Origin of the sequence: Puniceicoccus vermicola, from assembly GCF_014230055.1 — a bacterium.
Classification (GTDB): Bacteria; Verrucomicrobiota; Verrucomicrobiia; order Opitutales; family Puniceicoccaceae; genus Puniceicoccus; species Puniceicoccus vermicola.
Genome location: NZ_JACHVA010000033.1, coordinates 24,194 through 47,781 on the forward strand (window position 1 = coordinate 24,194; position 23,588 = coordinate 47,781).

A 23,588-nucleotide genomic window follows, 5' to 3' on the forward strand; every position below is an offset into this window, starting at 1 on the left:
TCTCACTTTCGTCATGCCAGAAATAACTTATCGCGAAGCCGTCAAGCAGGCCCTCATTGAGGAACTGGAGCGAGACGACAAAGTCGTCGTAATGGGCGAGGAAGTCGCTCAATACAACGGAGCCTACAAGGTCACCGAAGGTCTTTATGACCAATTTGGAGACAAACGCATCATCGACACCCCGATCAGCGAGGCCGGATTCATCGGTCTGGGAATCGGTGCCTCCATGCTCGGTATGCGCCCGGTGATGGAGCTCATGTTCTGGAGCTTTTCCTACGTGGCCTTCGACCAGATCGTCAACAATGCGGCCATGGTCCGCTACATGTCCGGAGGACTGATCAACGTACCGATCGTCATCCGCGGCCCCGCTAACGGAGGCACGAATGTGGGGGCTACACACTCCCACACACCGGAAAACTTCATCGCTTACACGCCCGGTCTGAAGGTGGTTTGCCCGTCAAACGCCTACGATGCCAAAGGTCTCATGAAGAGCGCTATCCGCGACAACGACCCGGTCTACGTCATGGAAAACACTCTTCTCTATGGACAAAAATGGGAAGTCCCCGAAGAGGAATACGTAATCCCTCTCGGAAAAGCCGACATCAAGCGGGAAGGCACCGACTTGACGATCGTCTCGCACGGTCGTTCGGTCATCACGTCCCTCGAAGCGGCTAAGGCCCTCGCCGAAGACGGTATCGAGGTGGAAGTCGTCGACCTCCGCTCAATTCGTCCGCTCGACATCGACACCGTGCTCGAATCGGTCCGCAAGACCAACCGAGTCCTCCTCGTCGATGAGAACAAACCGTTCTGTGCTACGAGCTCGCAGATCTCTCACATGATTCAACTGGAGGCCTTCGACTATCTCGACGCTCCGATTCAGCGAGTCACATCGATCGATGCGCCGGCCATTTACTCGGACCCATTGGAAAAGGAACAGCTGCCCAATGCCGCCCGCGTCGAAAAAGCGGCTCGTGCGATCCTTGACCAAGTCTCCTAACTACGCGACTGCCCTCCATCCCACCAAAACCTGAAAACACAGAATAATTCCCATGGCTGAAATCATCGAAATGCCCAAACTCAGCGATACCATGACGACCGGCACCCTGGTCAAATGGTTGAAGAAAGAGGGAGAGACCGTTACCAACGGCGACAAGCTCGCTGAAGTCGAGACGGACAAAGCTACGATGGAGCTGGAGAACTTCGACGAAGGCGTAATCCTGAAGTGCTACGTCTCCGAAGGGGATCAGGTCGAAGTCGGAGCCCCTGTCTGCGCCATCGGCGAGAAAGGTGAAGACGCCCCGGAAGTGGAAGGAAGCTCCTCCGGAGGCAGCTCCAAGAGCGAGTCCAAAGAGGAAGAGTCGAAAGATGAAAGCTCCGACGAAAAGGACGAGGCTCCCGCTGAAGAAGAAAAGGAAGAAAGCCAGGAATCCGCACCTGAGTCGGACGAATCCGACGACGACACGCGCATCAAGGCCTCTCCTCTAGCCCGCAAAATCGCCAAGGAAAACGGCGTTAAACTCGGTGCAGTCGAGGGCAGTGGCCCCCGTGGCCGAGTGGTGAAGGCCGACGTTCTGAAAGCCATGGAATCGGGTAGCGCCCAGCAATCCGAAGCGCCAGCAGCAGCCGCAGCCTCCTTCGGAGCTCCCGCCAGTGGATCCTTCCCCGAAGGCGAAGAGGTCAAACTCTCCGGCATGCGCTCGGCGATTGCCCGCCGCCTTCTTGAGTCCAAGACCACGATCCCCCATTTCTACTTGGAGATCGAGGTCGACATGGCTCCTCTCATCGCTCTGCGCAAGAGCGTCAACGAAGGGCTTGCCGATCTGGCTCCCGAAGCAGGTGGTGCGAAGTTCTCCGTCAATGACTTGATCCTCAAAGCCAGCGCCGAAGCCTTGCGCCGAGTCCCGGCGGTAAACGCTTCCTGGGGCGAAACAAAGATCATTCGCCACGGTGGAGTGCATCTCGCCTTTGCGGTTGCGGTCGAAGAAGGGCTCGTCACTCCAGTCGTTCGCGATGCCCATGCGAAGACTCTTCGCCAGATCTCTGCCGAAGCCAAAGAGCTCGCCATCAAAGCGAAGAAAAAGAAGCTCAAGCCCGACGAAATGTCCGGCAGCACCTTCACGGTCACCAACCTCGGCATGTTTGGCATCAACGCTTTCTTCGGGATCATCAACCCACCGAACGCCGCCATTCTCTCTGTCGGATCAACCGTCTCTAAGCCGGTCGTCGATAAGAACGGTCAGATCGTAGTCGGACAACGGATGAATATCGGCATCAGCGCCGATCACCGAGTCGTGGATGGAGCCATCGCCGCCCAGTATCTCGCGGCCCTCAAGGAAATCCTCGAGGCACCCGCATTGATGCTGGTCTAATTCCGGAAATGCCTTTTTCCGGCGCCGACTCCCTGCAGGCCGCCCTCGAGACCTATCGCGAGTTTGCCGCCGCAGAAAACGCGAAACTCGGCGAACGCCTGCAGGAGCGCGCCGGAAATTCCACTCTGGTTGATCATCTCACCGCAGAGCTTTCTCACGAAGGAAAGCACCTGCGGCCCGCCCTGACGCTGGCCTCCCATTTCGTTTTTTCCGGAGGCAACGTTCCCAATCGTGAGTGCCTTGCTGCGGCTCATGCTCTTGAAGTATTCCACAGCTTCGTGCTCATCCACGATGATGTGATCGATGCTTCGCCCCAGCGGCGTAATAGGCCCACCCTTCACTGCCGCATCGAGAAAGATCTGAATGTGCCGCACTCGACTGCTGGTCATTTAGCCATCGTTCTCGGAGACATCCTCTTCGGCTACGCCATCAATCTTCTCAGCAGTCCCGATATCGATCATGGCCTGATCGGACCTCTACAACAGTATTTGGCGACTGTGACCGAAGACACTGGTCTTGGCGAAGCTCGCGAGCTCACCTTTCTCGACAAACCACTCGGCGAAGTGACTCTCGATGATATCTCCGAGGTCTATTTTCTGAAAACCACACGCTACACGATCGAGGCCCCTCTTTGGCTGGGAGCTCGCGCAGCGGGGATTCCTGCGGAAGAGTTGAGTGCATTGACCGAATTTGCCCGACCCATCGGGCTCGGTTTTCAGATGGAGAATGATCTCCACGAGGCCTCGCTGCCCCTAGAGAAATTCGAGCGCCTTGCCTACGATTTCCAAACCGGAGTAAAAACCCTCTTTCTCCGCAGACTGTATGACGACCTACGCCCACCTCTTCAGGATGAGCTGATCAGCGTCCTAAACCGGTGCCAGCAAGACCGCTCTGCACTCACCCGCCTTCACGAGCTGATCCATTCGACCCAAACCCTCGCGACCATGCATCGAGAGGTTGACGCGTGCTTCGACGAAGCTCGGGACTGGATCCCGGGTTCTCCCTACAGCGAAGCCCAAAAGGTGGGCCTCTCTCAACTCGCTCAGTTTATCTCAACCCAGCGGAAACACTCCGAGGCCCCCAAGGGATAATCGTCGCAGACTCCTCTCCCGAAAGAGAGGAAAGGTGCAGGCCTACATCAAACCAGGGAAATTCATTCCCCCGGAGATTGACGACATCGCTTCGTCGCTCTCCGACTTAGCCTTCTCTTGAGCTTCTTGGATCGCTTCGAGAAGCGTTTCGCGCACAAAACTGACTTCTTCCTTGAGGAACTCGGGGTCAAAATCGACATCCTGAACGATGCCCTGCCCGTTGATCTTAACGGTCACCGCGCCTCCACCACTGGAGACCTCGATTACCTTCTCTGCGAGTTCTTCCTGCATGGCCTCCATCTGCTTTTGCATTTTGGCCGCCTGCTTCAAAAGTTTTCCTACTCCTGCCATAAGTTGCCAAGCATTCGCTATGAATTTCCCGAAAGCAAGCCCCAGATTGCCAAGACTCGTTCCATATTATCGAGCTCCTATTTTTATTCTCAGGACAGGAACGGTTGGGCCTCCGATTTCATCCGATAAAGACAGATCATAAACCTCACCATTGTCCTCCTGAGATCTTCGAAACCGCCCACGATTTTTGTTGAAACATCAACATATCCTGATTTGTTGATGGGTAATGAATTTTTTCCGCGAAATTTGGAGCTCCGGTCGCCCGGTATGCTCCGTAGAGTTTTTCCCTCCAAAGAATCAGGAGACCGAAAAACAGTTCCATCTGACAGCCGAGCGACTCAAGGCTTATCGTCCCGATTTTGTGTCGATGACCTATGGTGCCGGCGGCAGCAGCCGGGATCGTTCGATCGGGTTTGGTCTGCAGTTGAGGGAAAATTTCGGCTACGAGGTGCTCCCTCACCTCACTTGCGTAGGTCACTCTCGAGACGAAATGCGGTCTATTTTGGACGATTTCGAGGAATCAGGATTTCAGGGGATCATGGCTCTCCGGGGAGACCCGCCCCAAGGGCTCACCGAGTTCAAGCCACACCCGGATGGACTCCGTTATGCCTCCGATCTAGTTCAATTTATCCGCGAAACCCATCCCTCCTTTGCTACCGGAGTCGCGGGATACCCCGAGAAGCATCCTGAATCCCCGAACGCAGACGAAGATCTGCGGCATCTGGTCAGCAAGGTCTCAGCCGGGGGAGACTTCATCACGACCCAGCTCTTTTTCGAGAATCAGGATTACTTTCGCTTTGTCGAAAGATGCCGGGCGGCCGGCATCACTGTCCCCATTCTTCCCGGAATTCTCACTGCCGTTTCGTGGAAGCAAGTATCCCGCTTCTGCGACATGTGCGGCTCGAGGATCCCTCCCGCACTCGCCTCCCAGCTCGAGGAAGCGGCCGGAGATTCTGAAGCAGAAGCTGAGGTCGGCATCAACTGGGCGAAAAATCAGGTCATCGAACTCTTGCAAGCTGGTGCGCCGGGCTTCCACCTCTACATTCTCAACCGATCAAAACCAGCGTTGGAGTTGATGCGCCGCCTCGACCAAGAGCTGGGCGCTGACTTCCGGTCAATTCCTCGCGACGACAGCTCCGTCCTCTAGTCCAGCGATCTCGGCAGAGGTCCGGTGTTGTTGGTTTTCGCAAATCCGGAAGGATTGGCGTGCCGAATCGAACCGGCCCCAAGGAGCTTAGATTGCCGCAAGAAAGGCGTCCGCGAGAATCTGGTGTCCGACTAGATTCGGATGCACGCGATCGCCGCAAAGACTCTGCGTCGGTCTTTTTGCCAGATACTTATCGAAAGCCGCCTGGGTATCCACAAAGCGCGCTCCGGACTTCTCGGCAATCTCTCGAACGATCGCACCATACTGATCCATCTTCGCCCTCATCGGATCCTGCAGGTGTGTCTCGAGGAAGAAAGGAGTCATCAGGAAGATCCCTTTGACCTCCTTTGCAGTCTCCTCGACCAACTTCGCCAAAATCGACTGAAATTGCTCCGGACCCACCTGATCCTCAAGCTCCTCCCGGTCAAACTGGCGCCAGACATCATTGATCCCAATCATGATCGAAACCCAGTCCGGCTTGAGGTCGGTGACATCCGACTTCCACCTCGCCTCAAGATCGGTGACCCGGTTCCCGCTGATCCCGGCGTTCAAGACCGAAACTACGGTCTCCGGAAAGCGAGCTCCCAGAGCAGAATTCACGAGGGATACATACCCCGCTCCCAAACCCTCTCGTTCGCCTACTGGGCGGGCTTGGCCGCAATCCGTAATCGAATCTCCGATAAAAAGAAGAGTGTCTCCTGTTTCAAAAACCATCCCTTCATCAAATACTTTCCCGCCTCGATTACCAGCGGAAAAAGACTAGGCTTATACTAGAATCGAGAATTAGCCTTTCAGCTTCTGAGTCGAAGCGACCAGACTCTCGACTACGGTTCGGACCCCTTTGACGACGTTCTCGTCCTGAATTTTGCCCTCTTCGTCAAACACATCGAAGGCATTCGGAATAGCTTTCTGCTCGGGAATGACCAGAACTCCTATATTCCCGAGAATATCGCGAACGTGGACCAGCGCTCGCATCCCACCGAGACCACTGGGAGAGGCCGAGACCAATCCCGCAACTTTACCGCGAAACTGCGCCGTCATCTCCTCTCCTTCGGTTGGCCGCGAAACCCAATCGATCAGGTTCTTCAGGAATGGAGTGATCGAGGAGTTATACTCCGGACTGGCAATGAGAAGCGCGTCGTGCTCGGCGAAGATTTTCTTCAATCTCAGAGCCTCCTCGGGCAATCCATTTTCCTCGAGGTCCTGATTGTAGAGCGGCAAACTCACCTCCGCCGCATCCAAAAGCGTCGAGACTCCTCCCGCATCTTGAATCATTTGGTGGGCTGCCGCAGCCAGTTTCCGGTTTAGAGACTCTTTTCGCGCACTCCCCGCGAAAACCAGAATACGTGGTGTATTATCCATACATCAATTAATCCCAAATCCGCCCAACTTTCAACGTTGGGCCTCAATCGGATGAATAAATTGATCGAGAACTTTAGCACTGCTGATCACCCCTGGTAGACCGGCACCTGGATGGGTTCCAGCCCCCACAAAATAGAGGCTCTCCACATCCTCGCTCTTATTGTGGGGTCGGAACCAGGCACTCTGAGTCAGCGTTGGCTCAAATTGAAATGCCGAGCCAGTGTAAGCATCCAGTTCCGTCTCGAAGTCCTTGGGAGTGAATATTAAGCGCGATTTCAGGTGCTTTCGGAGATCAGGGACCAAATGGTCTTTTTCCAAAGAAGCCAGAATCCGATCAGCATATTCTTCCTTAATATCATCCCAATCCTGACCCCCTCGCAAATTCGGGACCGGACTCAAAACGTAAAAACACTCACACCCCGGAGGGGCTAAAGAGGCATCCGTTCTCGTCGGGGCGTGAAGGTAGAGCGAAAAATCTTCGGCCACGATCTTCCGATCAAAAATATCTTCGAGAAGCCCCTCATACCGCGGCCCCAGAACGATCGAATGGTGCGGCAGATGTTCATAGGTCCGATCCGTTCCAAAGTAGATGACGAAGAGGGACATCGCGTAGTTCATTTTCTCGAGCTTGCGATCCGTCCACTTCCGGCGATGCCGAGGATGAATCAACTTTCGATAGGTGTTGGCGACATCACCATTCGAAATGACGACCTCGGCAGAGAATTCACGGTCGTCTTCCAAGCGGACTCCTGTTGCCTTACCAGACTCAACCAGAATCTCATCCACTCTGGCATTGAGCTCGACCTTCCCTCCGATGTCCTCGAACAGTCGCACCAACCCCTGCACAAGAGCGCCCGTTCCTCCCATGGCGAAATGAACCCCCCAGGTCTTTTCCAGGTAGTGGATCATCGAATAGATCGCACTGGAACGCAGCGGATTCCCACCAATTAAGAGCGGCTCGAAGGAAAATACCTGCCGCAACTGAGGATGCCGGATAAAGGAAGAGACCCTTTTGAAGACCGATTGATCAGCCCTGAGCCGTATCAGATCCGGGGCCACTTTAATCATTTCGGAAAAACGATCAAAGGAATGGTCAGCGAGATCCGTGAAGGCCCGATCAAAGACTTTCGCGCTGTAATCCCGAAACCGACGGTAGCCTTCTACGTCCTCCGGAGAGAACTTCGCAATCTCCGCTTCCAGCTTCTCCTGTTCCCCCCGGTAGTCAAAGACCCCTCCATCCGCAAAATAGATCCGATAAAAAGGGTCGCAGGGGACGAGGGTCACATAGTCCTGGATCGATTTCCCCGCGACCTCGGCCAATTCATCCAAAACAAAGGGAACGGTGACGATGGTGGGTCCAGCATCATAGGTAAACCCTTGATCCTCGTAAACATAGGCTCGCCCACCGGGCTTATCCCGCATCTCCAGGAGGGTCACGTCATACCCTTTCGCCTGTGTCCGGATGGCCGCAGCCAATCCCCCAAAACCACTACCGATAACGATTGCTTTTCCCGAACCTGGCGACTCTCCCATCATCTTGAGGTAGCCTAGGAAACGGAACCTTTCAACTCACGGTTGGAAAATAAGCTCCGTTCTAATGCGAAAAACAACATTGGCTAACAGGTTCCCTGTGACTCCCGGCAGGCTACCCGTTCTTCGCCGCAAACTAATTAATTCAGCAGGGCTTTTTTCCGGCGTCGCAGTGGAAGCATCCAGCGCAATCCATGCGAACGGAGAGCGGCCTTCTTTTCCCGCTCGCGGCGGATGAGATCGAGAATCCCTTCGAGAAGCCAAGCCTGCTCCTCTGGCGTCAGGCGGAAATCGAGCCAGAGTTCAACCATCTCGCAACGCTTTTCCAAACAACGTGCTTTGAAATCCCTCAACTCCGGCGAACGACAAGTGGCCTCCGCCATTTTCTGGCGCTGTTTCTTCGAAAGGTCTCGGCAGAGATGCGTGCTGACTTCACGAAGCACCTTTTTCTCATCTTCCGTTAGGTTGATGAAATGGAGACCGATCAAATCGCAACGGATACGAAGAAGATCGCGGGCCATTACTGACCGGGAAACGCCAAAAGCTTTCGCCGCCGATTCCACCGACCAGTTGCCAATCTCAACGGCAAGGGCGATCACTCGATCCTGTGCGGACAATTGCCCCAGCGCCGCAATTCGCGGATCCGGCGAGAGCAACCCTGCACCGAGGTCTCGAGAGACCAAGGTTTCCACCAAGGCGGCTTCAAATTCTCCGATCTTCGAATACGATCCCAGGTCTTCCCAAAGGCGGAAGAACACTTGTTGCGTCGCATTCATCGCTTCCGTGACTTGGAGCGGAGCCGAAACTCGGAAATACCCAAAGACCAGCGCCTCGTAGCGCTTGATCACCGCTAGGTAATCTTCCTCAGAGCCGGAACGGGCGCGGGTGTACGATCTGCGTATATCAGAATTCATCAGCAATAGATGGTTTGGAGTTCAGAACAAGAGCTGCCTACTCCCGATCAGTTGGGCGTCGGCGTGCCTCATCCCGGCACTCGTAAATCACCCGGAGGGCGATTTCACGAAGATCAAAAAGAGCCCCTCGAAGGATCCGGTCGATCGCGCGAACTTTGCGCGAGCGCCCTCCCTCGGGCTCAGGAAGAATGGAAAGAGAGCGATTGATTTCGCAAAGCATGGCTTTGAAGTGGCAAACAGCCAACTCTACATCCCCCATCTCGACGGCTTGGGTCGCGAGAATCGCGGCCAATTCACCCTCGTGAAGAGTGCGCCCGAGCATCCAGGAAATTTGCGGGTCCGTCGGAGCCAAGCCCGCATTCAAGAGTGACTCCCACTCCCGGCGGATGATCAGATACAGACCCCGGGTCGCCAAGAATACTGGGTGCTGGTGAACGGTAAAGGGATCAAAGTCGGACGAACCCCGCTTCTCTGATTCGGGAATATCCGGTTGGGATTCCGCTGCGAAAGAGGAGTCCTCGATTGACCAATCTCCGCTGTCCCAACCCATATGCCGGGCAACCTGATCCAGACGGTCATAACTCGGTTTCGCGCCCACATACAGCTGCACGAAACGTTCGATTTCACCGTCCGATTCGTTCAGATAACGCTGCCAGTCAAACTCCTTCCACACGGGCTCCGGGACGTCTTCCCAGTCATTATCGTCGTAGAAATCCGAAAAATCGTCGTTCATTCGACTCCCTCCCTTGTTTGTGTGGAGATGGCCCCAATAAAGAGGCCGGAAGAATCGCAAAAGGCCAAGACCGGCCGGTTGCCAGAGATCAAACTCATTACCACAACAAGATATTCAGACCATGGGTCCATGCAATAGAATTTAGACGATTGTGAGTTTTCGTCTAAACTGCTTTCCGAGCGCGATTTACCGCACTCAGCAAAGCCAGAAGACCCGCTTCTTCGATATTTGTATCGAGTCCGCAGCCATAAAACCGCTGTCCGTCTTGCCGCTCAAGGACGATATAGGCGGCAGAAGAGGTCGCCGAACCGTGCCCAATTGCGTGCTGTTCGTAATCCTGAAGGCGGAAATCTTTCCACCCCTGATTCTCCATTGCGTGAACAAAGGCGTTGATCGGCCCATTTCCCTCTCCTTTGAGGGAGACTTCCTGACCATCCTCACTGACGACGCCGACATACTGGTAGCGGCTCTTCTCCGCCCCCGAACGAGTAATTTCGTGCGAGACCAGACGAAGAGGCGACTCGACGTTGACAAATTCCTCGCGGAAGATGTCGTAAATGTCCTGCCCGGCTAACTCCACGCCTCGCGAGTCGGCAATATGGTTCACCCGCGCGCCCACCTCTGGCTGCATGGGCTTCGGCAACTTGAAACCAAAATCACGGGAGAGCACGTGGGCCACGCCCCCCTTCCCGCTTTGGCTGTTGATCCGAATGATCGCCTCGTAATTCCGCCCGATATCGTGCGGATCGATGGTGAGGTAAGGAACGTCCCAAATCATTTCATCCGGGTTTTCCGATTTGTCCCGCAGGTCGAAACCTTTCTTGATGGCATCTTGGTGCGAGCCGGAAAAAGCGGTGAACACCAAGTCACCTCCGTAGGGATGACGAGGATGAACCTCCATCCGGGTATTGGCTTCATAGACCTCCCGAATGCGATCGAGATCCTCTAAATTCAATTGCGGAACCACGCCCTGCGAATAGAGATTCAAAGCAACGGTCACGATGTCGAGGTTTCCGGTACGCTCCCCGTTTCCAAAAAGCGTGCCTTCAACACGTTCCGCACCAGCCATCAGCCCCAGCTCCGTCGCCGCAACCCCGGTTCCCCGGTCGTTGTGGGTGTGCAAGCTGATGATCACGGAATCACGGCGGGAAATATTCCGGCAAAACCATTCAATTTGGTCGGCATGGATATTCGGAGTGGCCACTTCGACTGTCCCCGGGAGATTCAAAATCATCTTCCGTTCAGGGGTCGGCTGAATCACATCACAAACCGCCTCACAAACCTCCAAAGCGTAGTCCATCTCGGTGCTGGAGAAACTCTCCGGCGAATACTGAACCCGGATATCCGAACCCTGCATTCTGGGCAGCCAACCACTGACCCGTTTAGCTCCGTTAATCGCAATGGCTTTCACCTCTTCCTTCGAGAGATTAAAAGTAATCCGGCGCTGGGAAGGAGAGACGGAATTATACAAGTGCAGGACCGCCCGATTCACTCCCCGCAAGGATTCAAAGGTCTTATCGATCAGGTGATCCCGCGCTTGGACCAAAACTTGAATGGTCACATCGTCGGGGATGCGATCCTCATCGATCAACTTCCGCATGAAATCGTATTCCACCTGAGAGGCCGCTGGAAAACCAACTTCAATCTCTTTGAAACCAATCTCCACAAGAAGTTCGAACATCCTAAGCTTTTCGGTCACGCTCATGGGAATCGCGAGTGCCTGATTCCCATCGCGCAAGTCCACGGAGCACCAGATCGGGGCATGTTCGATCCTCCGATCCGGCCACTGCCGGTCTGGCAAGTCAATCGCCTCGAACGGGCGATACTTCTTGTGCGGTTCTTTTAACATGGAAAACCGAACAAAATGGACGAGAACCGGGCAGGGTTCAAGACTACAATCAACACCCGAAAAACGGAGCATTCTCTCATTTTCAGGGACCGCTCTCGGTCAGGTTAGAAGAATCAATCCAACCGACCACAGAGATTTCACTCACTCGAGATACAGCATGCGACCGCAGGAATCACAGGTGACCACCTTAAATGCCTGGACCGCGGCATCGACATCATTGCTCACTCGCAAATGACACCCGCCACAAGTGTGGTCCGCAAGAGGCACCACTACCGGAGGACGCTTGATCTGCTTCCAGAGAGCATCATACTGGGCGAGAAGCCCGGCATCCACCTCACTGCGCCGACTCTGAATATCTTCCTCCATCCCAGAAAGTTGATCGCGAAATCTCACCTCATCGGCATCGATCCGCGCTAGAGTTTTCCGGTGCCCCTCCATCAGCTTATCCACTTCCGCTTCATTCTTTGCAAAAGCCGCCTTCTCCTCTTCGATTTGGTCGAGAAGTAGAATTTCCTTCTCTTCGATTTCGTCGATCTTGGCTTTCAGCGAATCGATCTCGTGATTGAGCGCTTGGTACTCCTCATTCTTACGAACCTCCAACTGTTGGTTCTTCAGCTTGACGATCTTCTCTTGTGCCGCCTCAGCGTCTGACTCCATCCGCTCGCGAAGCACCTCCGACTCCCGGACCTGATTCCGAGCCGCCTCGAGCTGTTGCTGCTCCTCAGCCATCTCCTTCTCCACCCGAGCACGCTCCTGTGGGAATGACTGAAGGCTGAGAACAGCCTTGCGAAGATCAAGATCACGCGACTGCAACGCGAGGAGAGGGATCATCTGATTACTCGGCATGCGGGAAGAATCATCCCGCACCAGAACAAAATCTGCCAGAACGGAATTCCCCAAGTTTCATTTTTTTATTCAAAGAGTCTTTGGCGTAATCCAGTCCCCACGGCGAGCCCCTTCCAGTCGCTCCCCCGCAATGGGTGAGGTCTTCGCGTCCGCTTCCCTTCCGTTTCGTGTTCTAGGAACTTGTTCACAAAGTCCTCTGATCCCAGCACCATCCCGTCCGAAAAATACCTCACCCGGCACCGCAAAACCACCGAAAGAGGCAACTTCCCCTTCTCCTCCTGCAAAACCCGAACCGCTTCTTCGTGGGAAATAGATGCTTTCCCCTCTTTCTCTCCATCGCCAGCCCCATACAAAGTCTGCCGATACCCAGCCAGATCCTTATCCACAGCAGAGAGCCCGGCTCGAGCCAGTCGCCCACCCCCAAGAGCCTCAGCATACCCACAAAACCGATAATCCTTAGGATCCGAAACCAACCCCGCCCGAACTGCATTCAGGTCAATATAGGCCGCCACGGTCCGCAGAGCCCAACGATCCCCTTCGACCAAAACACTCTTAAATCGAGCCGACCAAAGCGGCCCAAACCGATCCCTAGAACGGTTAAACCAAAGTGTATACCGAAGCTTCAAAGTCCGCATAAACTCCGAAACATCATGCATCCGCCGAGTAAGCTCCTTGCGCAACTCCCTCCCATCAAGAAAGTTATCCTTCAGATGCCCCTCTAAAACTTCGGCAGGCATTGGATTCCAGGGAGTAGGCTTAGGATAAAGCTTCCGATACCGACGAACCAACTCAGCATCCGAAACCTCAGTCCCCGCCGGTGGCACCTCCACCAAAATATGGAAATGGTTCTTCATCACCGCATAAGTAACCACCCGAACCCCGGAAAACTCAGCTACCTGCCAGATCATCTTCCGCAACACCTCCCTCTCCCGATCCCCAAAGAGAGCCTCTCCATTCACTGTCCGGCTCATCAGATGGTGATATGACAATTGATTCGATTCCTTGAGTCTGCGTCTGCCCATAGGGCTAAATTCAACCACCAATCTAGGTTAGTCAAATACTTTTAGAACAGTTATATAAAATACGCTAAAGATAGCTAACCGAGATACGAAATTAGGTTTCTACCCCTACCCGTCGACGCCACTCATAGAGCAGCAAGGCTCCAGAAACTGATACATTCAGGGAATCGATGCCTTCCTCCATGGGAATACTCACTCTTTCGACTTCGGGTAAATCCCATTCTTTGGGGAGGCCGGCGTGTTCTTCGCCGAGGACAATGACTGGCGGGTTTGACCATGATGAGGTCCAGAGGTTGCCTTCTCCCCCTTTGTCTGCGGCGATTACGGTTAGATTTCTTTGGCGAAAAGTTTCCATCGCTTCTGCTGGAGACGCGGTCCATCCGGGGAGGCGGAAGACTAATCCTCGGGAGGCTCGGATTACTTGGGGATTTTCGAAATCTACCGCTGGGTCGCAGAGGATGATTCCCTCGGCGCCGACGGCGAAGGCGGTGCGGATTAGGGCACCTAAATTTCCCGGCTTTTCGAGTCGGTTGGTGACGAGGATCGGGCCGGTGCAAGTCTCGGGAAGAGCCAGATTGCGGTTGGGGCAGATCCCTACTCCGATGACTCCGTCCGGCTTTTCGCGCACCGAAACTTTCTGGAAAGCTGTCTTGGAAAGGAGTCGGAGCGGGATGTCACTCTCCATGCTGACCTTTTCCCATTGAGCGAGAGTGTCATCCTCCAGACTCTCTGAGATGAGGATCTCTTCAAAATCCACTCCGCCCTCCACGGCTTGCTCAATTTCGTAGGCTCCATCAATCAGGAATCGGCCGGTCTCCCTCCGACGCTTTCCAACGTGCAATTTTACCCATCCGCGAACTTTTGGGTTCGCCGGGCTTTGGATCGGCTCAAGATACTTGGCCATCATTCACATCCTTCTCCGCCTTTTTCGCGGGAAAGAAACAGATCACGATGTAAATGCCCACTCCACAGGTGATCCCCATGTCGGCTACGTTGAAGGCAGGCCAGCGGTAGGGTTCGATCCCCAAAGCGGAAATTCCGGGTAGGTGGAAATCGAGAAAATCGACCACATGCCCATAAATCATCCGATCGAGGAGATTGCCGAGGATGCCGCCGACGATCATTCCAAAGCTGAACTGCATCGGTCCGCGTTTCAGTTCCAAGGCACCACGATAGAAATAAATCGCGGTGAGGGCAACAACTGCCACCAGGACCAAGACAATGCGGTAGCCGCTGAGGATCCCCCATGCCGCGCCCTGGTTTCCGATGTGGACTAGTTGGAAAAAGTCCGGAATGACCACGACCGGAGAAACTTCCCCGGGGCCCCGGCTAGGGAAATAAGTTCCGAAGGGAAGAATCGCATCGATCCACAGCTTCGTGCCTTGGTCCAGAAGCAGGACTCCCAGAGCCATTCCCCAAAAGAGGCGATAGGCCCGAAAACCTCCGGACGCCCTAACCGGCATCGGAGGTGGATTCGGCGAGACTACTCATCTGAATCGTCGTCAGAAAGGACGGGAGTGTCTTCCCCATCGAAACCTTGGATCCCGGCTTTCTGCACGGTGCGCTTGCGACCGCGCTCCACTTCCATTTGCCCTTCTACCGAATAACGGGTGAAGGGAACGGCGCGCAGTCTCTCACGGCTGATCGGTTTCCCGGTAATTTCGCAAATCCCATACGAGCCGTCACGAATCCGGCGAATGGCTTCGTCGATTTCGTAAAGGGCTTCCTGCTCACTCGAGACCATGCTCAGGGCAAAATCACGGTCGAAACTGTCGGTTCCGGCGTCCGCCATGTGCTGTCCGTAGCTCGAAAGGTCTCCCGAATCTTCCTTATTTGATCGGTGCAGAGTCTCCTCGGAGTGACGATGAAGACCTTCGTAAACCTCTTGGTGCAACTCGACGAGAGCGCGAAAATAGGGAAGGAACTTTTTCGGGATATCTTCCTCGCTGGACTTGTCCGCCTTATCTTCTTCGTTCGAAGCGGTTGGATCAAAACCAAGAAGGTCCGCAACGGAGGCGGCACCAAAGCTCTGCTTCGGGCGGGCTGGTGCCTGTGGAGTGGGTTCTGGAGCTTTCGCGGTCTCGGGTGCAGGCGCTGGTTTCTTTGGAGCGACTACGGGCTCACTCGGAGCCGTCTTCCGGGTTTTCAGATAATCCCGGAGGTCCTTCATGCTGAAGACCACCGGCTGTCCTTTGCGGGAATCTTCTTCTTCGCGCTTGCGGCCCCGCTTGCGGAGAGCTTCCGTCACCCGCCGGGTCACCTCTTCTGCAGCAACGCCGACCTTCTTTTCGGTGGAAGCTTCCGATTCTGAGGAGGCCTTCGACGTGCTCTTCGCTTTCGAAGTCGATTTGCGTGCGGCTTTCTTTGCCGTCTTACCCGTGGCTTTCTTTTTGGCAGGCATATTAATCAAAAGAGATGAGAGTTATTTCGAAAAATTTCTAGGCTGTTTGTTTGGTTTTGCGGAGAGCCTCAGCACAACGCTCTGAGACCTCACCCCATTCATCCGTCTGAACAAGACTCGGCACCCAGCGCCAAGTGCGCGGACAACGCACACCATCAGCATGAGATGCTTCAACTGTCAATGAGCCTTCTCCAGCTTCCAATTCAACTGCAGAGACGATAAAGAACTCCGGAAGCCATTCCCGATAGGATTCAAGAAGTTTAAATTCATCACTTCCGGCGTCTCCCGAGATCTTCACCTTGGCGTCGAGGCTCGAGGCAATCTCCTTCTGCTTCCGCTTTTCTTCGAGCGCATCGTTCACATTCTCTGCCTTCCAGCGGAGAATTTTATCAACATCGACTGCAGCTGCACTGTGAAGGAAGGCTGATGGCGCTTCCGGCCAACCCGCCAGCTGGACCGGCTTTCCCCCGTATTCCTGACCGTCATGCAGATAGGCGTACGATTCGTCGGCCGTGAAAGAGAGAATCGGATTCAGGATCCGGCAGAGGGAATCACAGATCCGGAAAAGAACGGTCTGCGAGGAGCGACGGCGGGCATCATTCGGTGCCAGCGTATACAAGCGGTCCTTGAGGATATCGTGGTAACTGGCCGACAAGGTCTGCGCACAGAAACGACTGATTTCCTGATAGACGCGGTGGAACGCGAAGCACTCATAGGCATCGTCCACAGTCTCAATCAATTCCGCGAGGCGGGCGAGAGCCCACTGATCGAGCGGATCCAGATCCTCGTCAGCGACAGTATTCGTCTTCGGATCGAAATCGTAGAGATTCCCGATCTGGAAGCGCAGGGTGTTGCGGACATTCCGATAGGTCTGGGAAACGTTTTTGAGAATTTCCCCCGAGACCGGAATGTCATTGCGATAATCCTCGGAGCTGATCCAGAGGCGGACGATGTCGGCGCCAAATTCCTGAACAAAGCTGTCCGCGGTCTGCGGTTTGCCATCGCTCTTGGAAATTTTCCGTCCATCCTGCCCGACGACAAACCCGTGGGTGAGAATTTTCTTATAGGGTGGCTGCCCATCGGCAATCATCCCTGTCCAAAGCGAAGACTGGAACCATCCGCGATGCTGATCGCTTCCCTCGATATAGAGGTCCGCCGGCCAGGACATGTCCCGCTGCTTCAGAACTGCACGGTGACTGCAGCCGGAATCGATCCAGACATCCAACGTATCGGTGCCGGGCCGCAGGGCCTCGGGACTCCATCCCTCAGGGAGGTCGATTCCTTCCAAGAGCTCGGAAGCCGAATGCTGGAACCAGAGACTGCACCCTTCGGATTCAACCTTATCGGCAAGGCCACGGATCACCGCGGGATCGATGAAGGCTTCCCCATCCTCATTGAAGAAGGCCGGGATCGGCACGCCCCAGGTCCGTTGGCGGCTGATGCACCAGTCGGGGCGGGATTCCACCGCACCACGGATGCGGTTCTCTCCCCAAGTCGGCTCCCACTTGACGGACCCGATCGCTTCGAGGGCTCTCTCGCGGAGTCCACCCTTGTCGAGCGAGACAAACCACTGGTCCATCGCCCGGAAAACGACCGGAGTCTTGGACCGCCAGCAATGAGGATAGGAGTGAACGTAGGGCTCTTTAGCGAGCAGCACGCCCTTCTCTTTTAAAATCTCCAAGACAGCACTGTTGGCCGGCGACTTTCCTTTTTTCTCAAGAACGGAGAGCCCGACCAGATCTGCTGGCACCCGACCATCATCGACGTAGCAGCCGTTGTCATCCAGCGGGCAATAAATCTCCAGGCCGTTCTGGAGGCCGGAAACATAGTCGTCGATCCCGTGCCCAGGAGCGGTGTGGACGCACCCCGTTCCGGTCGTGGCCGTGACATATTCAGCGGCGATGATGGGCGATGGGCGGTCGATAAATGGATGGCGAGCCTCGCGTCCGGCAAACTCGGCCCCGTCGATCGTTTCTTCAATCGAGTAATCGGTGAGAGCGCACTTCTCGGCAACCTCTTCGACGCGGGTTTCCGCGATCCAGTAAGCATGTCCTCCGGAGACGACCTTCGCGTAGCGGAGTCGAGGGTGCACCGCGACCGCCAGGTTGGCCGGCAAAGTCCAGGGGGTCGTCGTCCAGATCACTACCGATTCGGCCTCTCCCAGCGGGAATGCGACATAGATCGAGGGGCTCGTGTGCTCCTGGTATTCGATCTCCGCCTCCGCAAGAGCGGTCTGGCAGGGAATCGACCAATATACCGGCTTCTTGCTGCGGTAGACGAGATCGTTGGCGACAAACTCCGCAAAGGTCCGAAGGATAGCTGCCTCGTAATTCGGATTCATCGTCCGATACTCGTGCTCCCAATCGGCCTGAACCCCCAGGCGCTCAAACTGCCCGCGCTGTTTTTCGATAAAGCTCTTGCTGAACTCCTCGCACGCCTTGCGCATTTCGACCGGAGTCAACTCGCGACCCTCGTCCTTCATCTGGCGGGCGACCTTGTGCTCGATCGGCAGACCGTGGCAATCCCAGCCTGGGATGTAGGGGGAACGGCGGCCCTTCATCGACTGGAATCGGACGATCGTATCCTTCAGGATCTTGTTGAGGGCGGTGCCGATATGGACGTCTCCGTTGGTGAACGGAGGACCGTCGTGGAGAAGGAATTCTTCTTCGGAGGCGGCGTTCGACTCCTGCATCCTTCCGTACAAATCGATCTTTTTCCAGTGTTGGATTCGTTCCGGCTCACGCTTGACGAGACCAGCTCGCATGGGAAAGTCGGTTTTAGGAAGGTTTAGCGTATCTTTGAGGGAATTCACGGTCCACTTGGTTCGGGCGAAAGGCGCGAGAGTTTGGAGCTTTCGGGTTCGCAGTCAAGGTCGCGCTTTCGATAAGGGTCACATTCCGTCTTGCAGAATCTCTTGCTTTCATGGTCTGGCTCAGGAACGATGAGCCCTCTTTCTCACACATGACCACCTTATCTGCCGTCATCAACGTCGCCAACCTTCCCGGATTGGTTCTCGCCCTTATTATCATCGGAGGCCTCTGCTTCCTCATGGTAGGCGGAGACTGGCTTTGTCGCGGCTCCGCCAGTTTGGCGATCCGGCTGAACGTGGCTCCCGTGGTCGTCGGCCTCACCGTCGTCTCGATCGCCACCTCCACCCCGGAACTTTTTACCGCCCTCGTCGGAGTCGTCCGCGACCAGCCCGGCCTTGCGATCGGAAACGTCCTCGGCAGCAACGCGGCCAACATGGGGCTAATTCTCGGAGCGGCAGCCCTCATCACCCCCATCAGCGTCCACTACCGGTTGATCCGCTGGGAAATTCCCATTCTTCTTGGGGTCACCGTTCTTTTCGCCGTTCTGGTCTACCTCGGTTCGGGGATCACCCGGGTCGGAGGAATCATCCTCCTCTGCGTAACGGCGGGCTACCTCATCTTCATCGTTCAGACCTCGAAAGGCTCTCGGATTGAGAAAGAGATCGAAGAAGAGATCCCCTCACCGATCCAGAGCATCTGGCTCTGCGCCGGCCTAATTGTCGTCGGAACCTTTTTTCTTTGGCTCGGAGCCGACCTCTTGGTCGATGCGGCCACGGAATCTGCCCTCCGCATGGGAGTGAGCGAAACCCTCGTCGGGATCACCGTCGTCGCGATCGGCACCAGCCTCCCCGAGCTCGGAGCGACTATCGCAGCCGCCGTCCGCAAGCAGAGCGGTATCATCGTCGGCAATATCATCGGCTCGAATCTTTTTAATCTCATGCTGATTTGCGGAGTCGTCGGAACTGCGCTTCCCTTCCCGGTCGACCCAATGCTCATGCGACTCGAGATACCAATGCTGATCGTCTTCACCGGGATATTTGCCTGGTTTGTGGTCTCTCAGCGCAAAGTTTCCCGTATGGAAGGAGGGCTCCTCATCGCTCTCTACGCCGCCTTTATCATTTTCTCCAGTGTTTCGCAGACCGGCGGATTCGAGGCCGCGGCCAACGAAGTCGAATCTGCCATTGAAGCTCTTCCCTAATGACCCGGAAACTCTCTCTCCTATTCCTGCTACTGGCGGTCGCCGCTAGTCTCACCCAAACCTACGCCGAAGAGACCATCCCTCTCGAGGAAATCCAACCCGGCGATTCGGGAGAATGGAGAACCGTGGTTTCCGGATCGGAGGTCGAAAGCTTCCCGCTCACCGTCGTGGGCATTCTCGACTCCTTCGCGGGCGCGGGTGTCCCCGTCATCCTCTGTCGGGCCAGTGATTCGATCAATACCGCCACCGGACCCGTCTCCGGAATGAGCGGCAGCCCCGTCTACATCAAGGGCCGCCTAGCGGGAGCCTACGCCTACGGATTCCCATGGTCCAAGGATAAGACCCTCATCGGGGTCACGCCCATCGGAAAGATGGAGCCCCTCTTCAACTACCCCGACATCCCCTATCGCGACGCTCTCAACGCCCCCATCGCGAACTCGGAAACAACCGCGTCCCTCGGTCTTCCCAACAATTTTGCCTCCATCCGGACCAGCACGGAATCCACCACCTCGCCGCGTCCCCTTCCGATTCCCCTACTCGCCTCCGGGATCTCGGCGAAGACCCTCGATGCGATTCAGCCCTGGCTTGAAAAGAATAATCTCTTCGTCACGGCCGGCGCCGGAGGGCGCACCCAGAAAACCGACGCCGACTTCGAAGCGGGCTCCCCCCTCGCTGTAATTTTGGCCTCGGGGGATCTCACCCTCGGCGGGGTCGGCACGATCACCCGCCGCGAAGGAGACCGCGTCATCGCCTTTGGCCACCCGATGCTCAGCGCCGGCTCTGTGGAGCTTCCCATCGGCAGCGCGGAGGTCGTCGATGTCGTCTCGAGCTATCGCATTAGTTTTAAACTTTCCAATATCGGGGAAGTCGCCGGAACTCTCTGGCAAGACAGCACCACTGGAATCCAGGCTGAGCTGGGCCGGATCCCCTACATGATCCCGATCACGATCCATTCGGACGCTGCGATCAAGAATCCGATCGAGGGCAAGTTGGCGGAACACCGCGATCTCACTCCTTCGATGGCGCTCACCTATGCCGCCGAGGGAATCCTAACATCCCGCGAGGGACCCGACGAAGCAACCGTCCGCGGCCAGCTTTCTATCGATATCGACGGCTACGACGAGCCACTCGAGTTCTCCCGCGTCGGCGTTGGCTTCACTGGAGCCATCGATCTGCTCTTCACCTTTTCCGACTACCTCAACGCCGTAGTCAAAGGCTCTCAGGAATTCCCCCGCCTCAAAAATATCTCCTACGATTTCAAAACGGAGAACGAAGAAAAAAGGCAGCTTCTCCACAGCATCCGCCTCGAGAGCTCCCGCATTCAGGCCGACAAACCCGTCGAGCTGACCATCGTCACCCGCAAGCGAAACGGCGAGCTCGCCCACCACACCGTCGAAGTCCCCCTCCCCGACGCCCCCGACGGCTCCTCTTTTTCCCTATTCGTCGCCGATGCGGACACTCTGCGCTCCTTCGACCAGATTGCCACCTACAACCCGACCCGCTCCCTAGACCAACTCATCACGGAGCTACGGCAGATCAAGGACAACGGATCGATCTATGTGCAGCTCCTCCGCCCTTCTCCCGGCCTCCGCCTCGACGGACGCAACCTCGAGGAACTCCCACCGTCAGTCCTCCGACTTTATCAATCTTCACTTGAGAAACCCGGCGAAAAGATGCTCAGGGAAAGCATCGTCTGGGAAACCGCCATTCCCGTGCCGGGAGAATTCTCCGGCAGCTCCCGCATCCAATTTACCACGGAACCCTAAACCATGAAGCGAAGCTTTTTACTCTCCTTCCTCCTCTCATCGACCAGCCTCTTCGGCGTCAAGACTGACAGCCACGTCTTCGAGGGGTATCCGACACTCTCCGACGGAGAGCTGCAGGGAGTCGCCGTTCACTGGGACGGAGGCATCGGGGTCGGTCCCTCGCTCGACGAAGGCATCCGCCCACCCCAAGGAGCAGTTATTTGGGATCTCGCCCAAACGGAAGACGGATTCCTATACATCGCTACCGGCGGGCCCGGAGCCGTCTACAAGATGGAAATCGCGAGCGGCGAAATGAAGAAAGTTCTCGATCCGGACGAACCGCTTCTCCGCGCCATCCACGTCGACGCCGACGGAAACCTCTACGCGGGAACCTCTCCCGAAGGACGAGTCTACCGGGTCAATGCAGACGACGGATTTCCCGAAATCTACGCGGATCTTGAATCGCTCTACATCTGGTCGATCGAAGACGATCCGGAGAATGAAGGCGCTCTCCTGATCGCCGCTGGCGCCCCCGGGCGTATCTATCGCCTGCCGAAGGACTTCGCCCCAGGCGACGAGCCCGAGATCGTTCTGGATACGAACGCCGTCCACGTCTCGACCTTCGCCTTTTCTCCCGACGGGACACTCTACTACGCCACCGGCCCCGGAGGCCACCTTCTCCGAAAACGCTCTGGCGGAAAACCGGAAACTCTCGTCGAACTTGGACAGGGCGAAGTGCGGGAGATCTTCCCCAAAGACGACGGCAGCGTCCGCATCGCCGTCTATCGCTCCGACAGTTCCGACACGAGTTCCAGTTCCAACTCAAGCGACAATGATAGCGACAGCGCCTCCCCAGATGGACTGCCCTCGGGGATCTTCGACGTCGGCTCAGACGGTTTTGTCGAGATTCTCCTCGCGGGCTCCGACGAGAAAATCTTCTCAGCCACTCTTCTCGACAACGAGCTCCTCATCGGCAGTGACTCGCGGGGCCGAGTCTACCGTTTCCAGGATCGGTTCGACTGGAGCCTACTCGCCGAGAGCGAAGACGGCGGTGAAGTTTCAAAAATTGAAGCCATCGATGACAAGAATGCCTGGGTCGCCACCAGCAATCCCGCCACCATTCATCGTCTCAGCTACGACCCGACCGCCAAGGGCGTCTTCATCAGCGAAGTTTACGACGCGGGCCAGAAAGTTCGCTGGGGAACTCTGATTCCCGTCGGCATTCAGCTGGATTCCATCCAGTGGGAAACCCGCACGGGCAACCGGAGCCGACCCGACGATTCGTGGAGCGAGTGGGAGGCACTGAAAGAACAAAAAGTCGCCAGCCAACCCGGACGGTTCTTTCAATATCGGGCCAACTTCGAAACTCCCGAGGCAGTCGTGAGACGCATCGAACTCTTCTACCAACTTCCCAACGAAGCCCCGATTTTCCGACGAGTGGAGGGCATTCCCCTTCGACTCGAAAGCCTTCCCATGCCGCCACAAGCTCCCCCGAGATCAACCCTACCACAACTCTTTAGCCAAAACGACAACGACAAGTCCTCCCCTTCAATGCCACAGCCATTTGTCATCCATGAAGACAGCGGCTGGCTCTCGATCGTCTGGGAGGCAGTCGACCCGAATGACGACGAGCTGCGCTACCGCGTCTATCTTCGTCGGCTCGACCAAGAGGACTGGTTCCTCCTCGCCGAAGACCTCAAGGATCCCTTTTTCTCGCTCAACATCGCCGGATTCGATCCTGGATTTTACGAGCCCCGCATTCAGGCCAGCGATCGGATGAGCAATCCCCCCAACCTCGCCAAGACATCCGAGACGCGTGGCAACTTGATCCTCATCGACAACCAACCGCCGACGATCATCCCGCCCACTCCCGAAAATCCTCTGCAGTTTACCGTCTCGGACAACTTCAGCATTATCTCGTCGGTCACCTTCCGCCTCGAAGGCTCGGAATCCCGGGCGCTCCTTCCCACCGACGGTATTTTCGACAGTAAGAAGAAAACATTCAAACTCCCCGAGGAAGCCCAAGAGCCAGGCGCCACCCTCCATATCGAAGCCGCCGACGCCCGTGGCAATCGTGCAGCTTGGACCGGACTGGTCACTGCCCCCGAGAAAACCGATTCCGCATCGGATGAGGAACCGAAGCCTGAATCCTCGCCCGCGAGCTAAAACACAGATTTCGGCCGTAATAAAAATACCGCTACCGGCCGCACAGCAGACCTAGTC

Annotated in this window: 20 protein-coding genes; 7 read left to right on the forward strand and 13 right to left on the reverse strand. The window is 55.9% G+C overall.

Going from position 1 to position 23,588, the window contains the following annotated elements; all coding sequences use genetic code 11:
• Positions 1-13 precede the first annotated feature (13 nt).
• The 3 genes from H5P30_RS02620 to H5P30_RS02630 are packed head-to-tail and all read left to right on the forward strand — an operon-like array spanning position 14 to position 3,460.
• Complete coding sequence (locus tag H5P30_RS02620) at positions 14-997, forward strand: alpha-ketoacid dehydrogenase subunit beta (protein WP_185691407.1); 984 nt, start codon at positions 14-16, stop codon at positions 995-997.
• Positions 998-1,049: 52 nt separating this feature from the next.
• On the forward strand, positions 1,050-2,369 hold the full coding sequence (locus H5P30_RS02625) for a pyruvate dehydrogenase complex dihydrolipoamide acetyltransferase (RefSeq protein ID WP_185691408.1): 1,320 nt from the start codon (positions 1,050-1,052) through the stop codon (positions 2,367-2,369).
• An 8-nt stretch (positions 2,370-2,377) separates the two neighbouring features.
• The gene (locus tag H5P30_RS02630) at positions 2,378-3,460 is read left to right on the forward strand and encodes a polyprenyl synthetase family protein (RefSeq protein WP_185691409.1); all 1,083 of its coding nucleotides are present in this window, start codon (positions 2,378-2,380) and stop codon (positions 3,458-3,460) included.
• Positions 3,461-3,502: 42 nt separating this feature from the next.
• Here H5P30_RS02630 and H5P30_RS02635 read toward each other — a convergent pair whose 3' ends face one another.
• Positions 3,503-3,811, reverse strand: a complete 309-nt coding sequence (locus H5P30_RS02635; RefSeq protein ID WP_185691410.1) for a YbaB/EbfC family nucleoid-associated protein — start codon at positions 3,809-3,811, stop codon at positions 3,503-3,505.
• A 226-nt stretch (positions 3,812-4,037) separates the two neighbouring features.
• Here H5P30_RS02635 and metF point away from each other — a divergent pair, with 226 nt between their 5' ends.
• On the forward strand, positions 4,038-4,958 hold the full coding sequence (gene metF, locus H5P30_RS02640; RefSeq protein WP_185691411.1) for a methylenetetrahydrofolate reductase [NAD(P)H]: 921 nt from the start codon (positions 4,038-4,040) through the stop codon (positions 4,956-4,958).
• Positions 4,959-5,045: 87 nt separating this feature from the next.
• Here metF and H5P30_RS02645 read toward each other — a convergent pair whose 3' ends face one another.
• From H5P30_RS02645 to ileS, 12 genes are all read right to left on the reverse strand, one after another.
• Positions 5,046-5,672 (reverse strand): SGNH/GDSL hydrolase family protein, encoded by a 627-nt coding sequence (locus H5P30_RS02645; protein WP_185691412.1) that lies wholly within the window; start codon positions 5,670-5,672, stop codon positions 5,046-5,048.
• Positions 5,673-5,741: 69 nt separating this feature from the next.
• Positions 5,742-6,320 (reverse strand): NADPH-dependent FMN reductase, encoded by a 579-nt coding sequence (locus H5P30_RS02650; protein ID WP_185691413.1) that lies wholly within the window; start codon positions 6,318-6,320, stop codon positions 5,742-5,744.
• Between the two features lie 30 nt (positions 6,321-6,350).
• The gene (locus tag H5P30_RS02655; RefSeq protein ID WP_221774262.1) at positions 6,351-7,853 is read right to left on the reverse strand and encodes a phytoene desaturase; all 1,503 of its coding nucleotides are present in this window, start codon (positions 7,851-7,853) and stop codon (positions 6,351-6,353) included.
• Between the two features lie 137 nt (positions 7,854-7,990).
• The gene (locus H5P30_RS02660) at positions 7,991-8,764 is read right to left on the reverse strand and encodes an RNA polymerase sigma factor (RefSeq protein WP_185691415.1); all 774 of its coding nucleotides are present in this window, start codon (positions 8,762-8,764) and stop codon (positions 7,991-7,993) included.
• Positions 8,765-8,801: 37 nt separating this feature from the next.
• Positions 8,802-9,497, reverse strand: coding sequence for a hypothetical protein (locus H5P30_RS02665; RefSeq protein ID WP_185691416.1), 696 nt, complete (start codon positions 9,495-9,497; stop codon positions 8,802-8,804).
• A 163-nt stretch (positions 9,498-9,660) separates the two neighbouring features.
• Positions 9,661-11,346, reverse strand: coding sequence for a 2-isopropylmalate synthase (leuA, locus tag H5P30_RS02670; protein WP_185691417.1), 1,686 nt, complete (start codon positions 11,344-11,346; stop codon positions 9,661-9,663).
• A gap of 141 nt (positions 11,347-11,487) precedes the next feature.
• Positions 11,488-12,246, reverse strand: a complete 759-nt coding sequence (locus H5P30_RS02675; protein ID WP_185691418.1) for a zinc ribbon domain-containing protein — start codon at positions 12,244-12,246, stop codon at positions 11,488-11,490.
• A gap of 11 nt (positions 12,247-12,257) precedes the next feature.
• A complete protein-coding gene (locus tag H5P30_RS02680) occupies positions 12,258-13,214 on the reverse strand; it encodes a transposase (RefSeq protein WP_185691419.1) in 957 nt (318 codons plus the stop codon).
• A 91-nt stretch (positions 13,215-13,305) separates the two neighbouring features.
• Entirely contained in the window at positions 13,306-14,115 is an 810-nt protein-coding gene (locus tag H5P30_RS02685; protein WP_185691420.1) for a TrmH family RNA methyltransferase, read from the reverse strand.
• Complete coding sequence (gene lspA / locus H5P30_RS02690; protein WP_185691421.1) at positions 14,099-14,674, reverse strand: signal peptidase II; 576 nt, start codon at positions 14,672-14,674, stop codon at positions 14,099-14,101. The genes H5P30_RS02685 and lspA overlap by 17 nt, the downstream gene beginning before the upstream one ends.
• 20 nt (positions 14,675-14,694) lie before the next feature.
• A complete protein-coding gene (locus H5P30_RS02695) occupies positions 14,695-15,612 on the reverse strand; it encodes a TraR/DksA family transcriptional regulator (RefSeq protein WP_185691422.1) in 918 nt (305 codons plus the stop codon).
• A 37-nt stretch (positions 15,613-15,649) separates the two neighbouring features.
• Positions 15,650-18,424 carry an isoleucine--tRNA ligase gene (gene ileS / locus H5P30_RS02700; protein WP_185691423.1) on the reverse strand — a complete coding sequence of 925 codons (2,775 nt, stop codon included), beginning with the start codon at positions 18,422-18,424 and terminating at the stop codon, positions 15,650-15,652.
• A 149-nt stretch (positions 18,425-18,573) separates the two neighbouring features.
• Here ileS and H5P30_RS02705 point away from each other — a divergent pair, with 149 nt between their 5' ends.
• The 3 genes from H5P30_RS02705 to H5P30_RS02715 are packed head-to-tail and all read left to right on the forward strand — an operon-like array spanning position 18,574 to position 23,531.
• On the forward strand, positions 18,574-19,620 hold the full coding sequence (locus tag H5P30_RS02705; protein ID WP_185691424.1) for a calcium/sodium antiporter: 1,047 nt from the start codon (positions 18,574-18,576) through the stop codon (positions 19,618-19,620).
• Positions 19,620-21,386 (forward strand): hypothetical protein, encoded by a 1,767-nt coding sequence (locus H5P30_RS02710; RefSeq protein ID WP_185691425.1) that lies wholly within the window; start codon positions 19,620-19,622, stop codon positions 21,384-21,386. Before H5P30_RS02705 ends, H5P30_RS02710 begins: the two co-directional genes overlap by 1 nt.
• 3 nt (positions 21,387-21,389) lie before the next feature.
• The gene (locus H5P30_RS02715; protein WP_185691426.1) at positions 21,390-23,531 is read left to right on the forward strand and encodes a WD40 repeat domain-containing protein; all 2,142 of its coding nucleotides are present in this window, start codon (positions 21,390-21,392) and stop codon (positions 23,529-23,531) included.
• Positions 23,532-23,588 lie beyond the last annotated feature (57 nt).